This is a genomic window from Exiguobacterium alkaliphilum 12/1 (assembly GCF_000714435.1).
GTDB classification, from domain to species: Bacteria; Bacillota; Bacilli; order Exiguobacteriales; family Exiguobacteriaceae; genus Exiguobacterium; species Exiguobacterium alkaliphilum.
Window position 1 is genome coordinate 17,881 of the sequence record NZ_JJMW01000060.1, and the last position, 17,106, is coordinate 34,986.

Consider the following 17,106-nt stretch of genomic DNA (forward strand, 5'->3'; position numbering starts at 1 on the left):
ACGTTGTGACTATTGTCCGATTGAACGACCTTCCATTATATGCACGAAAAAAACCTCCCGCCCGAAGAGGAGGGCACTGAAAAACCTCCGCTCTATCCGAGCGTGAAAAGAAAAAAGGGGGATTGAACCGACTCACGTCGGGACAATCCCTCTTTTTTCCTTGCCCTCATCCTGTATTTTCTTTTCGAAGGGCGATGATTCGCTTCAGGTTGACCGCAATGATTGCCATCACGCCCTGTAACGTCATGCCTTTCAGGTCTGACGTCTTGTTGCGCGCCAGACCTTGCGGGTTCTTCAATTGACTATTTTTCGCCTCGATGGCGAAGCGTTTCCGGTGATGGTCCTTGAAATCATCCGTCTGCTCATAATCGAGTTGGTCGCTGTGCTCCCTCGACTTCAATGACACGCTGTAAGGCTTCGACTTGGCCTCGTCGCCCACGATGTGATCGAACGGGACAAGGTCGTGGATGAGCTGCAGCTCGTCATCGGCCGGGTCAACAGGTCATAGAGCGCCACATACGGGCTCGGCGGCATGTTCGGCAGGTCGGGCATCATCGGGATGGCCTCCAATTTGGTGTTACGGTCAGTATAGTCCGGAATGCAAGGCGCCTACAGCGCCGCCCGAGGGCACGCCGACTCCCGGGGAAATTAGCGGGCAAGGCGAGACCCAGCAGCGACGACGTCGCGTTGCGGCTCGACGCCCGCCCCCAGGAAAGCGGCGTGCCGGACAGGGCGGCTGAAGGGCGATGAAAACAGCGGAAAACAGAGGAGCGTCATCCATACCGGGACGACGCTCCTCTGTTCAAAATCATTAAAAGTTTTTCAGTGCCTTCGCCCGAAGACGAAAGGTTCATGTTTACTCGACCGGTTGCCCGGCTTTCTTTTGCCCACACGATTGACGTACAACGAGATAGTGCGGCACGATGACGCGTTTCCCGTACGGCGGCGCACTGTCGCCGATTTGCTCGATTAGGCAGTTCGTCGCCTCGAACCCGAGGCCGAAGATGTTGATTTCGACCGAGGTCAGCGGTGGATTGGAGTGCTCGGCGATGTAGACGTTGTTGAAGCTGACGACCGCGACGTCCTCTGGAATTTTCAGCCCCATCTCACTGAGCGTGCTGATGACACCGAGCGCCATCATGTCGTCACTGACGACGACGGCTGTCGGCGGCTCTTCGAGTTGAAGCAGCTCCCGAACGGCTTTTGCCCCGCCTTTCGTCATGAACTCGGCCCGCGCGATGTAATCCTCGCGCACCGGGATGCCCGCTTCCATGAGCGCCGTGGCATACCCGTTACGCCGATCTTGCGTGACGGCGAGTTTATCCGACCCACCGATGAAGGCGATGCAGCAATGACCGAGGTTGTACAGATGCTTCGTCACTTCCCGGCCGGCCAAATAGTTGTCCGTGTCGACGTATGTGATCGATGAAGCATCCCCGAACGGCTTCCCGACCACGACGAATGGGAATTTCGTTTGACGTAAATACTGGACGACTTTGTCATCTTCTCGCGAATAAAGGACGATGACACCATCGACACGGCGGCCTTGCACCATCTCGATGACGCCCGACAATACCTCTTCCTCTGTGACGCCCGTCGTCATATAGAGCGAGTATCCGTTCTGATGCGCTTTCGTGCTGATTCCCCGAAGCACTTCCGGGAAGAACGGGTTTTGCAGTGTCTTTGTGGCCGCACTCGGCATGACGAGACCGATCGACTGTGTCGAGCGGTTCGCGAGGCTACGTGCATGAATGTTCGGATGGTACCCGAGTTCCTCCATCGAACTGCGCACGCGCTCTTTCGTTTTTTGACTGATTCGTGGACTGTTCGCGATAACACGTGACACCGTCGATGGTGCGACGTTGGCATGTTTCGCGACATCTTTAATCGTGATTTGCATGGTGCTCCCCCTTGCTTCCGTTAGTTCTTGATTCCCTGTTGTCAGTTAACGCTTCTCCGGCGCTTCCACATCACGAGCCCCGTCAAAAAGATTGGGATGGCGATCACGAGCAGGCCGATCGTCCACATGTTCACTTCTGACTCTTCGACGATATAGGCGTTCGCGCTCTCACCTGACAGTTTGATGGTAAACGTGCCACGGCTGTCGGTGACGAGTTGCGAGAACAGGAGACCGCGAAGACGTGTATCTTCACCGACTTCGCTTACCTCGAATTGAATCTCTCTGTCCTCTTCGTTCATATTGATTGCATATAAGGCGACGTCGTCACCGTCACGGCGTTCAAACACGGCCATGCCGTCTTTAGAGGCGATGAGGCGTTGTTCACCGGTCGCGAACACCGGATATTCGGCCCGCATCCGGTTCATCGTCGCGACGTAACCGTGAAGGTCTTCATTTCCCGGGAATTCGGTCATCTCCCGGTTGGCTGGGTCAGCCCCGCCCGTTTGTGCGTTCTCTGTCCCTTGGAAGACAATCGGCATACCCGGCGACGCATAGAGTGCGAACAATCCGAGACGCAATCTTCGTTCCGCCGATTCGGCACCGCCCCGTTCCGCGACGTGCATGAACCGTTCGACATCGTGATTGTCGAGGAACGTCGCCATTTGGTTCGGGTCGTTGAAGAACGTCTGGGCGTAGCTTGCGGCGACATCGATCTCGTCGACGTTCGCCTGCTTTTGCGCCATCGTCTTGGCGACGCGGTCATAAAACGTAAAGTTCGTGATGCTGTTGAAGCCTAGGTCATCATATTCAGCGACATATTGCGGGTTCGGGTCGAACACCTCGGCTAACAGATAAAAGTCTGGGTCGACCGCACGCACCGCTTCGACGAAATCTTCCCAAAACGGCTTGTCGACGTGGCGGACCGTATCGAGACGATAGCCGTCGATGCCGGTCTCTTCAATCCAGTACGTCGCCGCCTCGATCAAGTAGTCTTTCACTTCCGGGTCTTCGGTTTTAAAGTCCGGCAAGTCAAAGAGCCAATGTGTCTCGACTTGTTCTTGATCGTTCCATAAAACGATCGGTAACTCGTCATGGAACCAGTCTGGCTTCTCTTCGACCCAAGGATGACCCGGGCCGACGTGGTTGACGACGAAATCGAGGATGACTTTCATGTCTCGCTTATGCGCCTCGTCGACGAGTTCCTGTAAATCTTCTTTCGTCCCGAACTGCGGGTCGATCTCATAAAAATCTTTAATCCAATAGCCGTGGTAGCCGTCCGGCATATTCTCAAACACCGGCGTCAACCAGATGGACGTGAAACCGAGCGACTCGATGTAATCGAGCTTTTCAATGACGCCTCGAATATCTCCGCCATGGAAGGCTTTCGGGTCATTTTTGTCGACTTGGTCGTTGTTATCGGGATTTCCGTCAACGAACCGGTCGACCATAATAAAGTACATGCGTTCTTGTTCCCATGTTGCTGCTTCTTTCGCTCCGACAATTGTAGGAAACAAAAGAAGCGACAGGAGAACGAGCACGACGCCTCGCCTCATATCGCTTCCCCCTTAAGTGAGTATTATCCTTTCGTACCACCCGCAGTGAGACCCGAGACGAAGTAGCGTTGGAACATGAAGAACAAGAGCACGATTGGGAGGGCCGAAAGGACGGCGCCTGCCGCGAACAACGTGAAGTTGTTGTCGAACTGTCGAGAAATCATGTTATAGAGACCAACCGCAAGTGTCTGTTTCTCCGGTGAACGAAGGACGAGCGATGCCAAGATAAAGTCGTTGAACGGGCCCATGAAGTTGAACAGGGCAATCGTTGCGACAATCGGCTTCGCGAGCGGCAAAATAATTTGCCAGAAGATACGAAGGTGACCGGCACCATCCATCCGAGCGGCTTCATCGAGCTCTTTCGGAATCGTATCGAAGTAACCTTTGGCGAGATACGTGTTCATCGGAATCGCCCCGCCGGCGTACAGCAGGATGAGCGCCGTATGCGTGTCAAGAAGACCGAGCATGTTCAGGAGCACGTAAATCGCGATGATGGCAACGAATTGCGGCACCATTTGCAAGACGAGGAACAAGATGAGCGAGTTCTTCCGTCCGACGAAACGATAACGCGAGAATACATAACCGGTGATCGTAACGAGAATGACCGCGAGTGCCATCGTGATGAAGGCAATCTTCAATGTATTCACATACCATAAACTATAATCTGAAATCGTTAGATCAAACAAGTTTTTATAGTGAATGAGCGTCGGATTGTCCGGAATGATTTTCGACGTGATCGTACGTCCCGGGTTGAACGACGTCCCCACTACCCAAAGCATCGGATAAAGGATGATGATCGACGCCAACGTCAAGATGACATAAGAGAGCGCCAGATTGATTCGTTTTTGTTTTTTCATATCAAATCATATCCTCGTCTTTGAAAGATTTTGTCCGACGGAACTGGATGACGGCAAGTGTCATGATGAAGAATGACAAGATGAGCGTGATCGCAGCCGCAAGTCCGTATTGCGGGTTGGCACCGAGAGACAATTTGTAAATCCATGAGATCAAGATGTCGGTACCGCCGGCCGTCTGTCCTGGCACAGCTGGTCCCCCACCGTTGAAGAGATAAATCAAGTTGAAGTTGTTGAAGTTGAACGTGAACTGCGTGATCAAGATCGGTGCTGTTGCGAACAAGAGCATCGGCAACGTGATCAAGCGGAACTTATCAAAGATTGTTGCGCCGTCAATCGTCGCGGCTTCATACAAGTCACCCGGGATCGACTGCAACACACCCGTCATGAGCGTCATGATGAACGGGAAGCCTAGCCACCACTGAATCAAGATGAGCGCGCTTCGCGTCGCCGTCGGGTCCGTCATCCAACTGATCGGGTCAAGCCCGAACGCCGGGAGGATCGTCGTGTTGAACACACCGAACGATTCGTTGAACATCGAACGGAAAATCAAGATCGTGATGAACGCCGGTACGGCCCATGACAAGATCAAAATCGAACGGAACAAGCGACGGAAACGGAGTCCTTCTTGGTTCAACAGAACCGCAAGGAAGATCCCGATCGCGATGACACCGACCGTTGAAGCGACCGTCCAGACGAGCGTCCAACCGAGGACGCTGACGAACGTATCACGCCAGATGTCGATTTGGAAGATGCTCGTGAAGTTGCTGAATCCGATCCACTCGACGAGTTTCGCCGGTGGTGCGTTATTGTAGCGGTAGTTCGTGAAAGCGATCAAGAACGTGAAGATGAGCGGTAAAACGACAGTGAAGACGAGCAAGATGAGTGACGGGATCAACATCAAGTATGGGAATCCGTGGTCACGCAAGTTGCGAAGCTGCACTTGGAACGATGGCACGTTTAGGTGCTGATCACGAATGCGACCGACCCGGTATGCGTCACGAATGTTCCAGATGTAAAACGCAATCCCGAAGAACAGTAAGATTAATGCGACAATACCTTCTACCATCAAGAAGATGGAGTGGTCGTTACGAGGTCCTGCTACTTCGCCAAGCGTGATCAATCCCCAAAGGCCACCACGGTCGCCAGGTCCTGCGCCCGCGCCTTTGAAAAAGAGATCGTAGTTTACTGCGAAATAAGACATAATGACGATAAAGAAAGCGATCGCTTTCGCACGTTGATTGTTATAAAACTGTCCGGCTCCCGGAATGATCGAGAGTAATGCGGCGTTCCGGGCATGGTTGGTCGGTTTGTCCGGACGTTGATCCGGCGTGTTCGGTTTCGGAATTGAAGCCATCCTCAATTTCTCCTTTCAATTTGAGCAAATCAATCGAGCAAGCGTTTGCTCAATTCTAGAAAATGAGGGGGAACGCCAGTTGGCGTACCCCGTCATTTCAGTTCCTTATTGGTTGTTCGCTTGGATTTGTTGCTCGATGACTTTCACAGCATCGTCAGCTGATTTTTGTGCATCTTGCTTGCCAGTTGCAACGAGCTGAAGTGCTTGTGCCATTGGCTCCCAAACTTGTCCCATTTCAGGAATGTTAGGCATTGGGATCGCGTTTGTCGCTTGATCGAATACCGCTTTCGCTACTTCGTTCGACGTGATTGTCTCGTTCGTCTCAAGAGCAGCTACTGGTGGGATCTCGTTGTAAGCTTCAAACATCTTCAATGCGTTCTCTTCGTTCGTGAGTTCTGCGAGGAACATTTCAGCCCACTCTTGGTTCTCTGTGTAAGCAGAGAGCGCATACGTCTTCACGCCCATGAACGTCTTGATTGGCTCACCGTTTGGAAGTGTCGGCATTGCAGACGCTCCGAGGTTGACGCCGGCATCTTGGTAACCAGCTACGGCCCATGGTCCGTTCATGACTGTGTGTGCTTTCTTCTCAGTGAAGAGTTGGTCCATCGCTTGGCCACCAGACTCGCCGATCAACCCTTTAGGGAAGAGACCTTCTTGGTACCATTTGCCGATGTACTCGAATCCTTCAACCGCGCCTTCGTTGTTCAAGCCGATGTCAGCCGGGTCGAGCGCGCCGCCATCTTCCTTGAATACGTAACCGCCGAAGCCAGCGATGACGCCGTGTGCGAAGTAGAAGTTATCCCAAAGACCGAGGAAACCGTATTCGCCGTCACCTTTCACATCGTTCGACAACTCGTACAACTCATCCATTGTCGCAGGTGCTTCAGATACTAAGTCCTTGTTGAACATGAGAACTGGTGTTTCAACTGATTTCGGGTAACCGTACGCTTGACCGTCGAACATGACAGCTGATTTCGAAGCGTCTGTGAACGAATCGAGTGCGCCTTCGTCAGCGAGCGGTGCCAAGTGACCTTGGTCAGCGATCGTTCCGATTTGGTCGTGTGGTACGAGAACGATGTCTGGACCTTTACCAGCTGGGCCATCGAGGGCCAACTTGTCTTTTTGGTCCGTCATCTGTACTTCGACGACTTCAACTACGACGCCATGCTCTTCTTCAAACGCCTTGGCAACTTCTTTCGTCGTTTCCGACTTTTCAATATCTTCCCAAATTACGATTTTTTCTGGCTTGTTCTCGCTAGAAGAACCGCCGTTTTCGTTAGAAGAACCGTTGTCCGTACCGCCACCACATGCAGCGAGTGCACCGAATGCGAGTACTGCCGTTGAAAGTCCTGCTACCATCTTTTTCATCTTCATGATGAAAAACCTCCCCAAGGAAATAGTATGGTCAGATTTGCGCAAACGTACTGTCCGATTGATTATAAAATGATACTCCGCTACGAAATCAACCGTTCAGTGAAAACGTTTGCATCCTCACCTCAATTTTTATTATACAGTTGTGTAAGCGTTTTACAAGTCTTTTTTTTAGGATTTTTTCTTGCCGTTAACCCATTTATCTCTTTTTTAATTTTTTGTCGTCGTTTCTTCAATAATTATCGCAATGTACGATTGACAAAATGTAAACGCTTTATTAACCTGTGCTTGAGCAAACGTTTTCGCAACTGTTGTTTCTTTTCCGAATCGACAGTGTAAAATGGTAACAACCCTAATAGAGAAAGGAACGATTTCATTTGATCAAAGAAGCTATTTACCATCGTGCCATGTCCCCTTTCGTTTACAAGTATGACCGGGAGACGATTCACATTCGTTTTCATACAAAAAGAAATGATATCCAATCGGTTGACTTAATTTGGAACGATCCTTACGACTGGCACTCGGAAGATCCGGCCATGTGGAACTTCGACCCGGACAAGCCGAGCTTCTGGCGGACGTTCGAGACACCGATGGAAAAAATCGGCCACGATGACCAATACGACTATTGGTTCATCGCCGTCAAACCTCCTTTCCGTCGTCTCCGCTACGGTTTCCGTCTTCATGACGGTAATGAGACGGCCGTATTCACAGAGAAAGGCTGGTTCGAAGACAAACCGCTCGACGATACCGGTTACTACTTCTGTGTCCCGTTCATCAATCCGATCGACATCTTCCACGCCCCGTCTTGGGTGAAAGACACGGTATGGTATCAAATCTTCCCGGACCGCTTCGGAAATGGTGACCCGTCGCTCAATCCAGAAGAGACGCTTCCATGGAACAGCACCGAGCCGACAATCACAAACTTCTTCGGTGGGGATTTCCAAGGGGTCATCGACCATATCGACCATCTCGTCGACCTTGGCATTACCGGTATTTATTTCTGCCCGATCTTTAAAGCGACGACGAACCATAAGTACGATACGCTCGATTATATGGAAATCGATCCTCAGTTCGGGACGAAAGAGAAATTTAAAGAACTCGTCGATTTGCTTCATGCGAATGGCATCAAAGTCATGCTTGACGCTGTGTTCAACCATGTCGGTTACCATCATCCGTGGTTCCAAGACGTCGTCGAGAACGGTTCCCACTCGGAGTATCGGGATTGGTTCTACTTGCGCGACTTCCCGATCGAGACGACGCCGAAGCCGAACTACGACACGTTCGCGTTCGAGAAGAATATGCCAAAAATCAACACCGAGCATCCTGCGCTCAAAGCTTACTTATTAGAAGTCGCCCGTTATTGGGTCGAGGAGTTCGGCATTGACGGCTGGCGTCTAGACGTCGCCAACGAAGTCGACCACGCGTTCTGGCGAGACTTCCGTCGCACCGTGAAACAAGCGAACCCGGACGCCTACATCCTCGGTGAGATTTGGCATGACGCCCAACCGTGGCTTCAAGGCGATCAGTTCGATGCGGTCATGAACTACCCGTTCACGAACGCGAGCTTGAACTATTTCGCGCTCGACCGGACGACGGCATCACAGTTCCGCGACGAGTTGACGCGCGTCGAGATGATGAACACGATGAACGTGAACGAAGTGACGTTCAACTTGATCGACTCTCACGACACGCCGCGTGCCCTCACCCGGGCGAAAGGCCATAAAGGCAAGTTCAAACTCCTCATGACATCGATGCTCACGTATACGGGCAGTCCATGTATTTACTATGGAGATGAGATAGGACTCGAAGGTGAACAAGACCCGGGCTGCCGCCGCTGCATGCCATGGGACGAAGAACAAGAAGACCGTGAGTTGTTCCGTTTCACGAAGAAATTGATTCAACTTCGTAAAGAGCATCCGGTGCTCGCGAACGCAGGCTCGTATCGGTTCAATCTCGTCGATGACGAAGAGAACGCCCTCATCATCGAGCGGTGTACGAAAGATGAGACGTACTTGATATACTTCAATAACTCAGACACGACGTCGAAGCTCAACCCGCTCTGGCATACCGGAAGCGCTTACGACTTGCTCAACGACCGCGATGTTGACTCACTTGAGCTCGAATTGGCACCATACGGGACGGCGATTTTGAAAATGAAATAAATTCGGTTTGACACCTGCTTCGGCGGGTGTTTTTTTTGTTGAAAATAATTGACGATATCTCTTTCCTTTTCATTTCAAAAGGAGTAACATGACCCTTGTGATTTTTAAAACGTAAATATTTCATAGAGAGAATTGTAGAAACAAGGGAGAATACACATGCCGAATAAAAACACCGAACAGCTCAGCCTGTTCAAAATCTCATGGCCCATCTTTATCGAGCTCGCGCTCCATATGGGGACCGGGATTATCGCGACACTCATGCTCGCCCACTATTCCGATGCCGCCGCTTCTGCCGTCGGGGTCGCCAACCAAATTTTGAACGTCTTCTTAATCGTCTTCAGCGTCACGTCGGTCGGTGCCACGATTTTGATTGGCCAAGCAATCGGCGCCAACCGGATGAAGAAGAGCCGGGACTTCGCCCGGTCCGCCGTCAGCTTGAACATGTGGCTCGGTGTCTTCATGGTCGTTTTCGTGTTCTTGTTCGGCGAGACGTTCCTTCGTCTGTTCGGCTTGTCCGACGAACTATTCGCGCACGGGATTTTATTCTTAAAGATTGTAGGGCTCTCGCTCTTCACCGAGGCGCTCATCATGGCACTGAGCGCGGTGCTCCGCAGCCACGGGATGACGAAGCACGCCATGCTCGCGACGCTCTTGATTGACGTCATCACGGCAATCGGCGCCATGCTCGCCGTCACAGGTTGGTTCGGCCTTCCGGTGACCGGTGTGGCCGGCGTCGCCTGGTCCATCGTGATCGCTCGTTTTGCCGCGATGTTACTCTTGTTTTGGATCGTCAAAAAACGGCTCATGCTTCGCTTCCCGATTAAAGAGTTGATTCGCCCGCAAGGTGACGACATCAAGGCACTCCTTCAAATCGGGGTGCCATCTGCCGGCGAGAACTTATCGTATCAGTTCTCACAAATCATCATCACTGGTTTCATCGCGACGATGGGTGAGGCGTCGCTCGCGGCGCGTGTGTACGTCATGAACTTGTCGATGCTCGCCTTTCTCCTCACTGTCGCGATCGCCCAAGGGACACAGCTATTGATTGCACGTGACATCGGCGGTAAACGGTTCAAGGAGGCTTATACACGAGCCGTACGGACACTGAAAATCGCCATGTTCTCGTCGCTCGTCGCCTCGCTCGGCCTCGCGGTCTTCGGAAAATCGTTGCTCGGCTTGTTCACGTCGAACCCAGACATCATCGCAGTCGGGATTCCAATCCTTTGGGCGACGCTCATCCTTGAGCCAGGGCGGGCGATGAACATCGTTCTGATGGGCTCGCTGAAAGCGGTCGGGGACGTCCGCTTCCCGGTCATGATTGGGATCGCCTCGATGTGGGGTGTCGCCGTCGTCTTCAGTTACTTGTTCGGGCTCCAGATGGGTCTCGGGATTCTCGGGATTTGGCTCGCCTTCTCACTCGACGAGTGGTTCCGCGGCTTCTTCGCCTTCCGGCGTTGGAAGTATGGCACGTGGCAACAAAAAGGGTTCCAGTTCGAAGCAAAACCAACGGCATAACGAAAAGGGTGTAGACGACCAACGTCTACACCCTTTTCGAATATCTCCTCCATTTGCCCACACTCTTTATTTTTTCGTCAAAAAGGCGTGCATCGCTTGCCGATGAATCTCGGTCTGTCCACATTTTCGTTGCCACTGAATCTCTTCTTCGAGCCCCGCCTCGAACGATTCGGTCCGGAATAGCGCCTTCATCCCTTCGACGGCGACCGGCGACTGCTTCGCGAGCGCCTCGGCGTACTCCGTCAACGCTCTTGTGTAGGCGTCATCTTCGACGAGCTCGGTGACGAGACCGAAGCGTTCCGCTTGTTCGGCGTCAATCGTTCGCCCGCTCCACATCCAGCTGAGCGCGAGGTCTGGTCGCATCAACCGCTTCAAGTGATACGGTCCGCCCGCATCCGCGACGAGTCCGATTTTAATGAACGCCGAGCTGAATTTCGTCGAGCGTGCCACGATGCGGACGTCAGCAGCAAGCGCGAGGCTGAGCCCGGCACCGGCGACGACCCCATGGATGCCGGCGATCAGCGGTTTTTTGCACGACTCAAGCGCGCGTACGAGCGGATGATACACGTCTTCTAAATATGTCCCGTAATCGGCATCCCCTTCAATCGTCAAGTCTTGACCGGATGAGAAGGCCCGCCCTTCCCCGACGAGCACGATGACGCGTACGTCCTCGTCAGCTACGAGGCCTTTCATCGCCTCGGTCGCCTCCTTTAAGAGCGTCTCGTTTAACGCGTTCAACTTTTCAGGCCGATTCCATTTGAGCCAGCCTACCCCGTTATGTCGCGTGATTTGAATCGTTTCCATGTCTATTGCTCCCCCTTCTCATAAATGAATCGCTATTCATTTCGCCATTTCGTAAACTGTTTCCTTCCTGACATGAAAATTTCGTGTGTACGATTGCCCGACACTACCACTATTTGCTATTCTTAGAGAAGTCATTCAACGAAAGGGTGGGCTTGATGCAACTGACGAACGCCGCTCGACAATTGAAGCAACGAAACATTCCGTTCACGTTCCATACATACGTGGTGGACCCGTCGGACGTATCGGCGAGCCATGTCGCTGCGTCGATGGGAAAACCGGTCGACCAACTGTATAAAACGATTTGTCTCGAAAGCGAACAGAAGCGCCACGCCTTCTTCCTCATCTCCGGCGACCGTGATATCGATTTAAAGGCGGCCGCGAAAGCTTGGGGCGTCAAGAAAGTCACACCTGTCCCGATGAAAGAACTTGAAGCGCTTACCGGATACATCCGCGGTGGCGTCTCACCGATCGGGGCGAAAAAAGCGTTCCCCGTCTTTTTGCACGACAGTGCGAAAGAAAAAGCAACGATCATCATTTCCGCCGGTAAACGCGGCGCCCAACTCGAACTCACGCCAGACGATTTGCTCCGTTTCACGAACGGTCGCTGGTTCACTCAATAGAAATTGGAGGCAATATTATGTGGAAAGAACGAATCCGGTCATGGGTTCCTAACTCGTTTACGTTCGGTAACTTATTTTGCGGGGTCATCGCCATCGTCTATGCGGCGCGCGGTGATTTCTCAAACGCGACGTTACTCATCATCATCGCCATGATGCTCGACAGTCTCGACGGACGGCTCGCCCGTATGCTCGGCGTCGCCGGGGATTTCGGAAAAGAGCTCGACTCGCTCGCTGACGTCGTCACGTTCGGCGTGGCTCCAGCCTTACTCGCCTATTACACGTTCTTCATCGACTATGGCAACTACGGTCTGTTCTTCGCCGCCTTATTCCCGCTCTTCGGTGCCTATCGCCTGGCCCGGTTCAACTTGTCGGCGACGAACGTCACTGCGAGTTACTTCTCCGGTGTCCCGATCACGGCTGCAGGCGGTCTACTCGCTGTCGTCACGACGTTCGGCGATCGTGTCAGCGAACTACTCACCCCAATCTTTTTCACGGGGCTCGCGCTCCTCATGGTGAGCCGCGTCCGCATCCCGAGTTTCAAAGAAGTGCCGCTCCCGCGTCACTCATTCATCATCACGGTCAGCCTCGTCTACTTGACGTACATGATTTTCGCTCGTTGGAAAGAGTGGCCGTCATTCTGGTTCATCGCCGTACCGTTTTATATCCTTTTCATCGCCTTCTCGTTCGTCAAAAAGCGGAAGAGCATGGCAAACTGACGAGCTCCTCGACATGAGGGGCTCTTTTTTTGCACGCATTCATTAGACGCCCGAGTAAAACCTCTTTAGAATAGTATTTGAGGTGATGAAATGAAAGTGTATCCATGGATTTGGAAATGGTTTGTTGTTTGGTACGTCATCGGGGTCATCTTGGTCGGTTTCGACCTGCTCCCAAGTTGGCTCGAATGGGCGAACCCGGTATTCTTGTGGCTCGCTGGCGCCATCGGAGCGTTCGTGATTGCCGACGGGGTCCGTCACGCCAGATGGATCGTCCCGTTCATCTTTTTCGGGTCAATCGCCGTCGAGACGCTCGGTGTGAAGACGGGCTTCCCGTTCAGCGAGTATCTCTATGCCGAGGCGTTCGGTCCGACCGTGTTCGGTGTCCCGGTCACGATCGGGGCCGCTTGGCTCGCCGTCATCGGGGCAAGTTTTGCCGTGGCACGCTTTTTTAACTTTCAACGACGCACGCTCTGGCTCGTCCCGTTTCTCGCCGTCTGGCTCGACATGGCGATCGACCCGGTCGCTGCGAACGTGAAAGGGTATTGGGAATGGGCGAACGGTGGATTATATTACGATATCCCGACGCAGAACTTCCTCGGTTGGTTCGGTCTGTCGCTCATCTTCTCGTGGGTGCTCGACCGCTACGAGGTCGAAGCCGAACCGCTCTTGTTGACGCACGGCCGCTATTTGTTCGTCATGTTGCACGCCTTGTTCGGTGTGACGGCCGTCAACGCCGGTTTGTACGGCATCGGCGTGCTCAGCATCTTGACCGCAAGCGTCATCTACTTCGAACGGAGGGTCCGCCATGATCGAGTCGAACAAAAAGAAATGGTTCAATGACGTCTTCTCGCTTTTTGTGAAAGAGCGTCAAATCCGTCCGTTCTTCCATACGATTAACGTACGCGCCGATGACGTCCCGACCCCTGGCCTGTTCCTTGCGACCCACAGCTCGTTTTGGGACGGACTCATCCTGCTCATGCTGAATCAGCATTACTTACGACATGACGTCCACGTCTTAATGGATGAGGAAGGCTTGCGACGCTTCCCGTTCTTTCGTCATCTCGGCGCGTTTTCGATTCAAAAAGGGAACTTGTCCGAAGTGCGGGCCTCGCTCGGCTATGCGTCCGACTTGCTCGAAGCAGGCAAGTCCGTCTGGGTGTTCCCACAAGGACGGGAGTACCCGCAAGAACATCGCCCGCTCGAGATTGGCACCGGGGCGACGATGCTCCTGACGAAACCCGATGTGCGGCTCTGCGCCATCTATTATGCGTTCGAGTCACATGCCGCACCGGTCGTGTACGTCCGGTTTCGGAACTATACGGTCGTCTCAGAAACGAGACGGCTCCAAAAGCGCGAGTTGGCAGAGGCGCTCGAGCGGCTCTATGACGACACGCGCGCCGATGTCATCGAACAATCGACGAACTATGTCCCCCTCTTCCCGCCAAAGCGGAGTCTCGCGGACTGGACCGAACACCTCTTGACATTCAGGAGGGGCGGCCGATGATTCTATTCGCGCTGACGTTTTGTATGCTCGTCTTCACGCTCGTCAACCTGTTATTTTTACGACCGCTCACCAAGCCCGTCGCTTCTCCCCCGACGGCCGTCTGCATCCCACTCCGGAACGAGGAGCGGAACGTCCCGAAACTGATCGCCAGCTTAAAGGAAGCCGTTCCACGTGAGAGTCACGTCTATTTATTCGAAGACCGGTCCGACGACGGTACATACGCCGCGCTCGTCCAATCGATTGCGGACGACCCCCGCTTCACCATCTTTCGTGGGGTGCCGCTCCCCGAAGGATGGGCAGGGAAGGTTCATGCCTGCCATCAGTTGGCGAGCCGGACGACGGAACCGTACCTCTTGTTCCTCGACGCCGACGTGACCATCGACCCGACGTTCATCGACCGGCTACACGGGACACGTCTGCGTGAGGGAGTCGTCTTTTTGTCCGGCTTCCCTCGTTTCCCGACCCCGACATGGCTCGGAAAACTGCTCATCCCGATGCAACACGTCTTGATCGCCCAACACTTGCCGCTGTTTTGGCGAAAAGTCCGTCACCCCGCTTTCGCCGCAGCGAACGGGATGAACGTCCTCGTCGAACGGACGAGCTATGACGAGGTCGGTGGTCATGCCTCGATTCACAACTCTTTGATTGATGACATCGATTTATGCCGGGAGTTCAAACGGCGAAAAAAATTGACGTCGCTCGTACAAGTGTCGCCGTATATCACGTGTGACATGTATGCCACGAATGAAGAAGTATGGAACGGGTTTTCAAAAAACGTATTCAAGGGAATGAATGAATCAGTGGGCATCGCCCTTTATTTCTTTCTTTATTACGGCGTCCAAGCATCGGCGTTCGTCGCCCTACTCGTCCGGCCCGACTGGTATTCGCTCGGAGCGGTCCTCTGCGTCCTACTCGCACGGCTCGCCATCGATTTGAAATCAGGGGGAAGACAGTTTTGGTTGCATCCGTTCAGCCTCATCGCCTACTTGGCGTTGCTTGCGAGCGCGGTCATCCGTAAATGGAGACGACAACCGATCACTTGGAAAGGCCGCATGTACCCTTAGAAAACGTTAGGAGGCACATCGCCATGAAACAAATTGCCATCATCGGGGCCGGTCTCGGCGGCTTGAGCGCCGCTGTCACCCTCGCCTCACGCGGTTACGACGTCACCGTCATCGAGAAAAACGAGCACGTCGGCGGCAAGCTCATGCCCGTCATCACCGACGGCCATCGCTTTGACTTCGGTCCGAACACGATCACCATGCCGGACGTGTTCCGTTCCGTCATCCGTAACAGTGGGGCGAACCCGGAAGATTACTTCGAGCTCGTCAAACTCGATTTGCATACGGTCAACCACTTCACCGACGGCTCGACGTTCACGTTCCGGTCCGGACGCGAGCAGATGGAAGAGGAAGTCCGACGCTTGACGGGCGGCAAGGCCGACCAAAACCAACTCGCCGACTATTTGGACGAGGCGGAGAAACTGTTCGAGATCGCGAACAAGCGCTTCTTCACCCGGATGGAGACGAAAATGGACACCGGATTGTGGAGCGATATGATGAAAGTCCATCCGCTCACGAGCCTGCACGCGCTCCATAAGAAGTACTTCAAAGACCCGCGCATCATTCAAGCGCTCGACCGCTACGCGACATATATCGGCAGCAGCCCTTACGTCACACCGGGCACGTTCGCGCTCATCTCACACCTCGAATTGAATGACGGGGTGTATTACGCCAAAGGCGGAAACTGGACGATTGCCAAAGGCTTCGCCAAACGGGCCAGTGAACTCGGCGTCGAGTTCAAGCTCGGTCAAGAAGTGACGAAGATTGAAGTGATGAACGGCAAAGCCCACGCCGTCGTCATCGACGAGGAGGACGTGTTATCGTGCGACGCCGTCTTATTGAACGGCGAGTTGCTCACGCAGTACCCGCGTCTCGTCGATGCGATCCATCGCCCGTCGTTCCCGGTCCCGACACGTGATACGGTCGAACCGTCCGTCTCGGCATTCGTCGTCATGGTCGGATTGAACAAACGATTGAATCTTGCCCATCATAACGTCTACTTCTCTGACGACTATGAGGCCGAGTTCCGTGCCTTGTTCGAGGAAGAGCGCTATGCGGACGAGCCGACGATTTACATCTCGAACTCGTCCCATACGGACCCATCGATGGGTGAAGCCGGGGACAACTTGTTCATCCTCGTCAACGCCCCGGCCCACTTGACCGATATCGATGCCGAGACGTATGAACACCTCATCCGTCGCCGCCTCCGTAAGTTCGGCGTCGAGTGGGACGACGCGGACGTCGTCTATCATCATCGCGTCACCCCGCATGACTTGACCCGAGACTTCTACGCTTATTACGGAGCGCTTTACGGCACGTCCGCCAACTCGAAGAAAGGCGCCTTCTTCCGCCCGTCAGCCCGGTCCGAAGACGTCTCGAACATCTGGTTCGCGGGCGGGTCGACCCATCCGGGCGGGGGGAGCCCGATGGTCACGCTTTCAGGACAACTCGCCGCCCGCTCGATGTTAGAGGACATACCTCTGACAATTTGAACATTTTGTGAACAGAAGATTCGACACTTGTCGACAAGTCTGAGACGTGATAATATCATATTCGAGTTCAAGCAGTATTGTAACGTTTGTTACACCTGTAGCGATCGAATGGCTTCCCCGAGCCAATCGCGTTTTGAACTTGTCACACCCGAGAAAAAATGATGAGCGAGTTTCCCCACTCGTATGCCGTAGCTGG

General features: G+C 53.5%; 15 protein-coding genes. 8 read left to right on the top strand and 7 right to left on the bottom strand.

The genetic code is table 11. The features are described 5' to 3' along the window. Positions 1–166 precede the first annotated feature (166 nt). The 6 genes from RT52_RS12200 to RT52_RS12225 all read right to left on the bottom strand — a co-directional run bounded on the left by RT52_RS12200 (position 167) and on the right by RT52_RS12225 (position 7,038). Entirely contained in the window at positions 167–406 is a 240-nt protein-coding gene (locus tag RT52_RS12200) for a transposase (RefSeq protein WP_034817732.1), read from the bottom strand. Positions 407–856: 450 nt separating this feature from the next. Then, on the bottom strand, positions 857–1,900 hold the full coding sequence (locus RT52_RS12205) for a LacI family DNA-binding transcriptional regulator (RefSeq protein ID WP_034817735.1): 1,044 nt from the start codon (positions 1,898–1,900) through the stop codon (positions 857–859). Positions 1,901–1,941: 41 nt separating this feature from the next. After that, a complete protein-coding gene (locus RT52_RS12210; protein WP_034817738.1) occupies positions 1,942–3,453 on the bottom strand; it encodes an alpha-amylase family glycosyl hydrolase in 1,512 nt (503 codons plus the stop codon). Positions 3,454–3,476: 23 nt separating this feature from the next. Then, positions 3,477–4,310 (bottom strand): sugar ABC transporter permease, encoded by an 834-nt coding sequence (locus RT52_RS12215; protein WP_024371837.1) that lies wholly within the window; start codon positions 4,308–4,310, stop codon positions 3,477–3,479. A 1-nt stretch (position 4,311) separates the two neighbouring features. Further along, positions 4,312–5,664, bottom strand: coding sequence for a carbohydrate ABC transporter permease (locus RT52_RS12220; RefSeq protein WP_051690361.1), 1,353 nt, complete (start codon positions 5,662–5,664; stop codon positions 4,312–4,314). Positions 5,665–5,769: 105 nt separating this feature from the next. Then, positions 5,770–7,038, bottom strand: a complete 1,269-nt coding sequence (locus RT52_RS12225) for an extracellular solute-binding protein (protein WP_081852711.1) — start codon at positions 7,036–7,038, stop codon at positions 5,770–5,772. A gap of 374 nt (positions 7,039–7,412) precedes the next feature. Here RT52_RS12225 and RT52_RS12230 point away from each other — a divergent pair, with 374 nt between their 5' ends. Together RT52_RS12230 and RT52_RS12235 are read left to right on the top strand one after the other, a co-directional pair. After that, a complete protein-coding gene (locus RT52_RS12230) occupies positions 7,413–9,197 on the top strand; it encodes a glycoside hydrolase family 13 protein (protein ID WP_034817742.1) in 1,785 nt (594 codons plus the stop codon). 156 nt (positions 9,198–9,353) lie between these two features. Next, positions 9,354–10,712 (top strand): MATE family efflux transporter, encoded by a 1,359-nt coding sequence (locus RT52_RS12235; protein WP_034817744.1) that lies wholly within the window; start codon positions 9,354–9,356, stop codon positions 10,710–10,712. A 66-nt stretch (positions 10,713–10,778) separates the two neighbouring features. On the opposite strand, the gene RT52_RS12240 is transcribed toward RT52_RS12235, so the two are convergent. After that, positions 10,779–11,516, bottom strand: coding sequence for an enoyl-CoA hydratase/isomerase family protein (locus RT52_RS12240; protein WP_034807217.1), 738 nt, complete (start codon positions 11,514–11,516; stop codon positions 10,779–10,781). 155 nt (positions 11,517–11,671) lie between these two features. Between RT52_RS12240 and ybaK the strand changes: the two genes are divergently transcribed. The 6 genes from ybaK (at position 11,672) to RT52_RS12270 (ending at position 16,910) form a co-directional block, all read left to right on the top strand. Beyond that, a complete protein-coding gene (gene ybaK, locus RT52_RS12245) occupies positions 11,672–12,136 on the top strand; it encodes a Cys-tRNA(Pro) deacylase (RefSeq protein ID WP_034817746.1) in 465 nt (154 codons plus the stop codon). 17 nt (positions 12,137–12,153) lie between these two features. Continuing rightward, the gene (gene pssA / locus RT52_RS12250) at positions 12,154–12,852 is read left to right on the top strand and encodes a CDP-diacylglycerol--serine O-phosphatidyltransferase (RefSeq protein ID WP_034807214.1); all 699 of its coding nucleotides are present in this window, start codon (positions 12,154–12,156) and stop codon (positions 12,850–12,852) included. 90 nt (positions 12,853–12,942) lie between these two features. Further along, positions 12,943–13,692, top strand: a complete 750-nt coding sequence (locus RT52_RS12255; RefSeq protein WP_034817748.1) for a carotenoid biosynthesis protein — start codon at positions 12,943–12,945, stop codon at positions 13,690–13,692. After that, on the top strand, positions 13,658–14,356 hold the full coding sequence (locus RT52_RS12260) for a lysophospholipid acyltransferase family protein (RefSeq protein WP_034807211.1): 699 nt from the start codon (positions 13,658–13,660) through the stop codon (positions 14,354–14,356). The genes RT52_RS12255 and RT52_RS12260 overlap by 35 nt, the downstream gene beginning before the upstream one ends. Further along, complete coding sequence (locus tag RT52_RS12265; protein WP_034817749.1) at positions 14,353–15,420, top strand: glycosyltransferase family 2 protein; 1,068 nt, start codon at positions 14,353–14,355, stop codon at positions 15,418–15,420. The genes RT52_RS12260 and RT52_RS12265 overlap by 4 nt, the downstream gene beginning before the upstream one ends. A gap of 23 nt (positions 15,421–15,443) precedes the next feature. Further along, on the top strand, positions 15,444–16,910 hold the full coding sequence (locus tag RT52_RS12270) for a phytoene desaturase family protein (RefSeq protein ID WP_034807207.1): 1,467 nt from the start codon (positions 15,444–15,446) through the stop codon (positions 16,908–16,910). Positions 16,911–17,106 lie beyond the last annotated feature (196 nt).

Bases quoted from the DNA above. Each gene is read 5' to 3' on its own strand.
- ybaK (WP_034817746.1), top strand. From the start codon at position 11,672: ATGCAACTGACGAACGCCGCTCGACAATTGAAGCAACGAAACATTCCG.
- RT52_RS12270 (WP_034807207.1), top strand. From the start codon at position 15,444: ATGAAACAAATTGCCATCATCGGGGCCGGTCTCGGCGGCTTGAGCGCC.
- RT52_RS12215 (WP_024371837.1), bottom strand. From the start codon at position 4,310: ATGAAAAAACAAAAACGAATCAATCTGGCGCTCTCTTATGTCATCTTG.
- RT52_RS12210 (WP_034817738.1), bottom strand. From the start codon at position 3,453: ATGAGGCGAGGCGTCGTGCTCGTTCTCCTGTCGCTTCTTTTGTTTCCT.
- pssA (WP_034807214.1), top strand. From the start codon at position 12,154: ATGTGGAAAGAACGAATCCGGTCATGGGTTCCTAACTCGTTTACGTTC.
- RT52_RS12225 (WP_081852711.1), bottom strand. From the start codon at position 7,038: ATGAAGATGAAAAAGATGGTAGCAGGACTTTCAACGGCAGTACTCGCA.
- RT52_RS12240 (WP_034807217.1), bottom strand. From the start codon at position 11,516: ATGGAAACGATTCAAATCACGCGACATAACGGGGTAGGCTGGCTCAAA.
- RT52_RS12205 (WP_034817735.1), bottom strand. From the start codon at position 1,900: ATGCAAATCACGATTAAAGATGTCGCGAAACATGCCAACGTCGCACCA.
- RT52_RS12260 (WP_034807211.1), top strand. From the start codon at position 13,658: ATGATCGAGTCGAACAAAAAGAAATGGTTCAATGACGTCTTCTCGCTT.
- RT52_RS12255 (WP_034817748.1), top strand. From the start codon at position 12,943: ATGAAAGTGTATCCATGGATTTGGAAATGGTTTGTTGTTTGGTACGTC.
- RT52_RS12220 (WP_051690361.1), bottom strand. From the start codon at position 5,664: ATGGCTTCAATTCCGAAACCGAACACGCCGGATCAACGTCCGGACAAA.
- RT52_RS12235 (WP_034817744.1), top strand. From the start codon at position 9,354: ATGCCGAATAAAAACACCGAACAGCTCAGCCTGTTCAAAATCTCATGG.
- RT52_RS12265 (WP_034817749.1), top strand. From the start codon at position 14,353: ATGATTCTATTCGCGCTGACGTTTTGTATGCTCGTCTTCACGCTCGTC.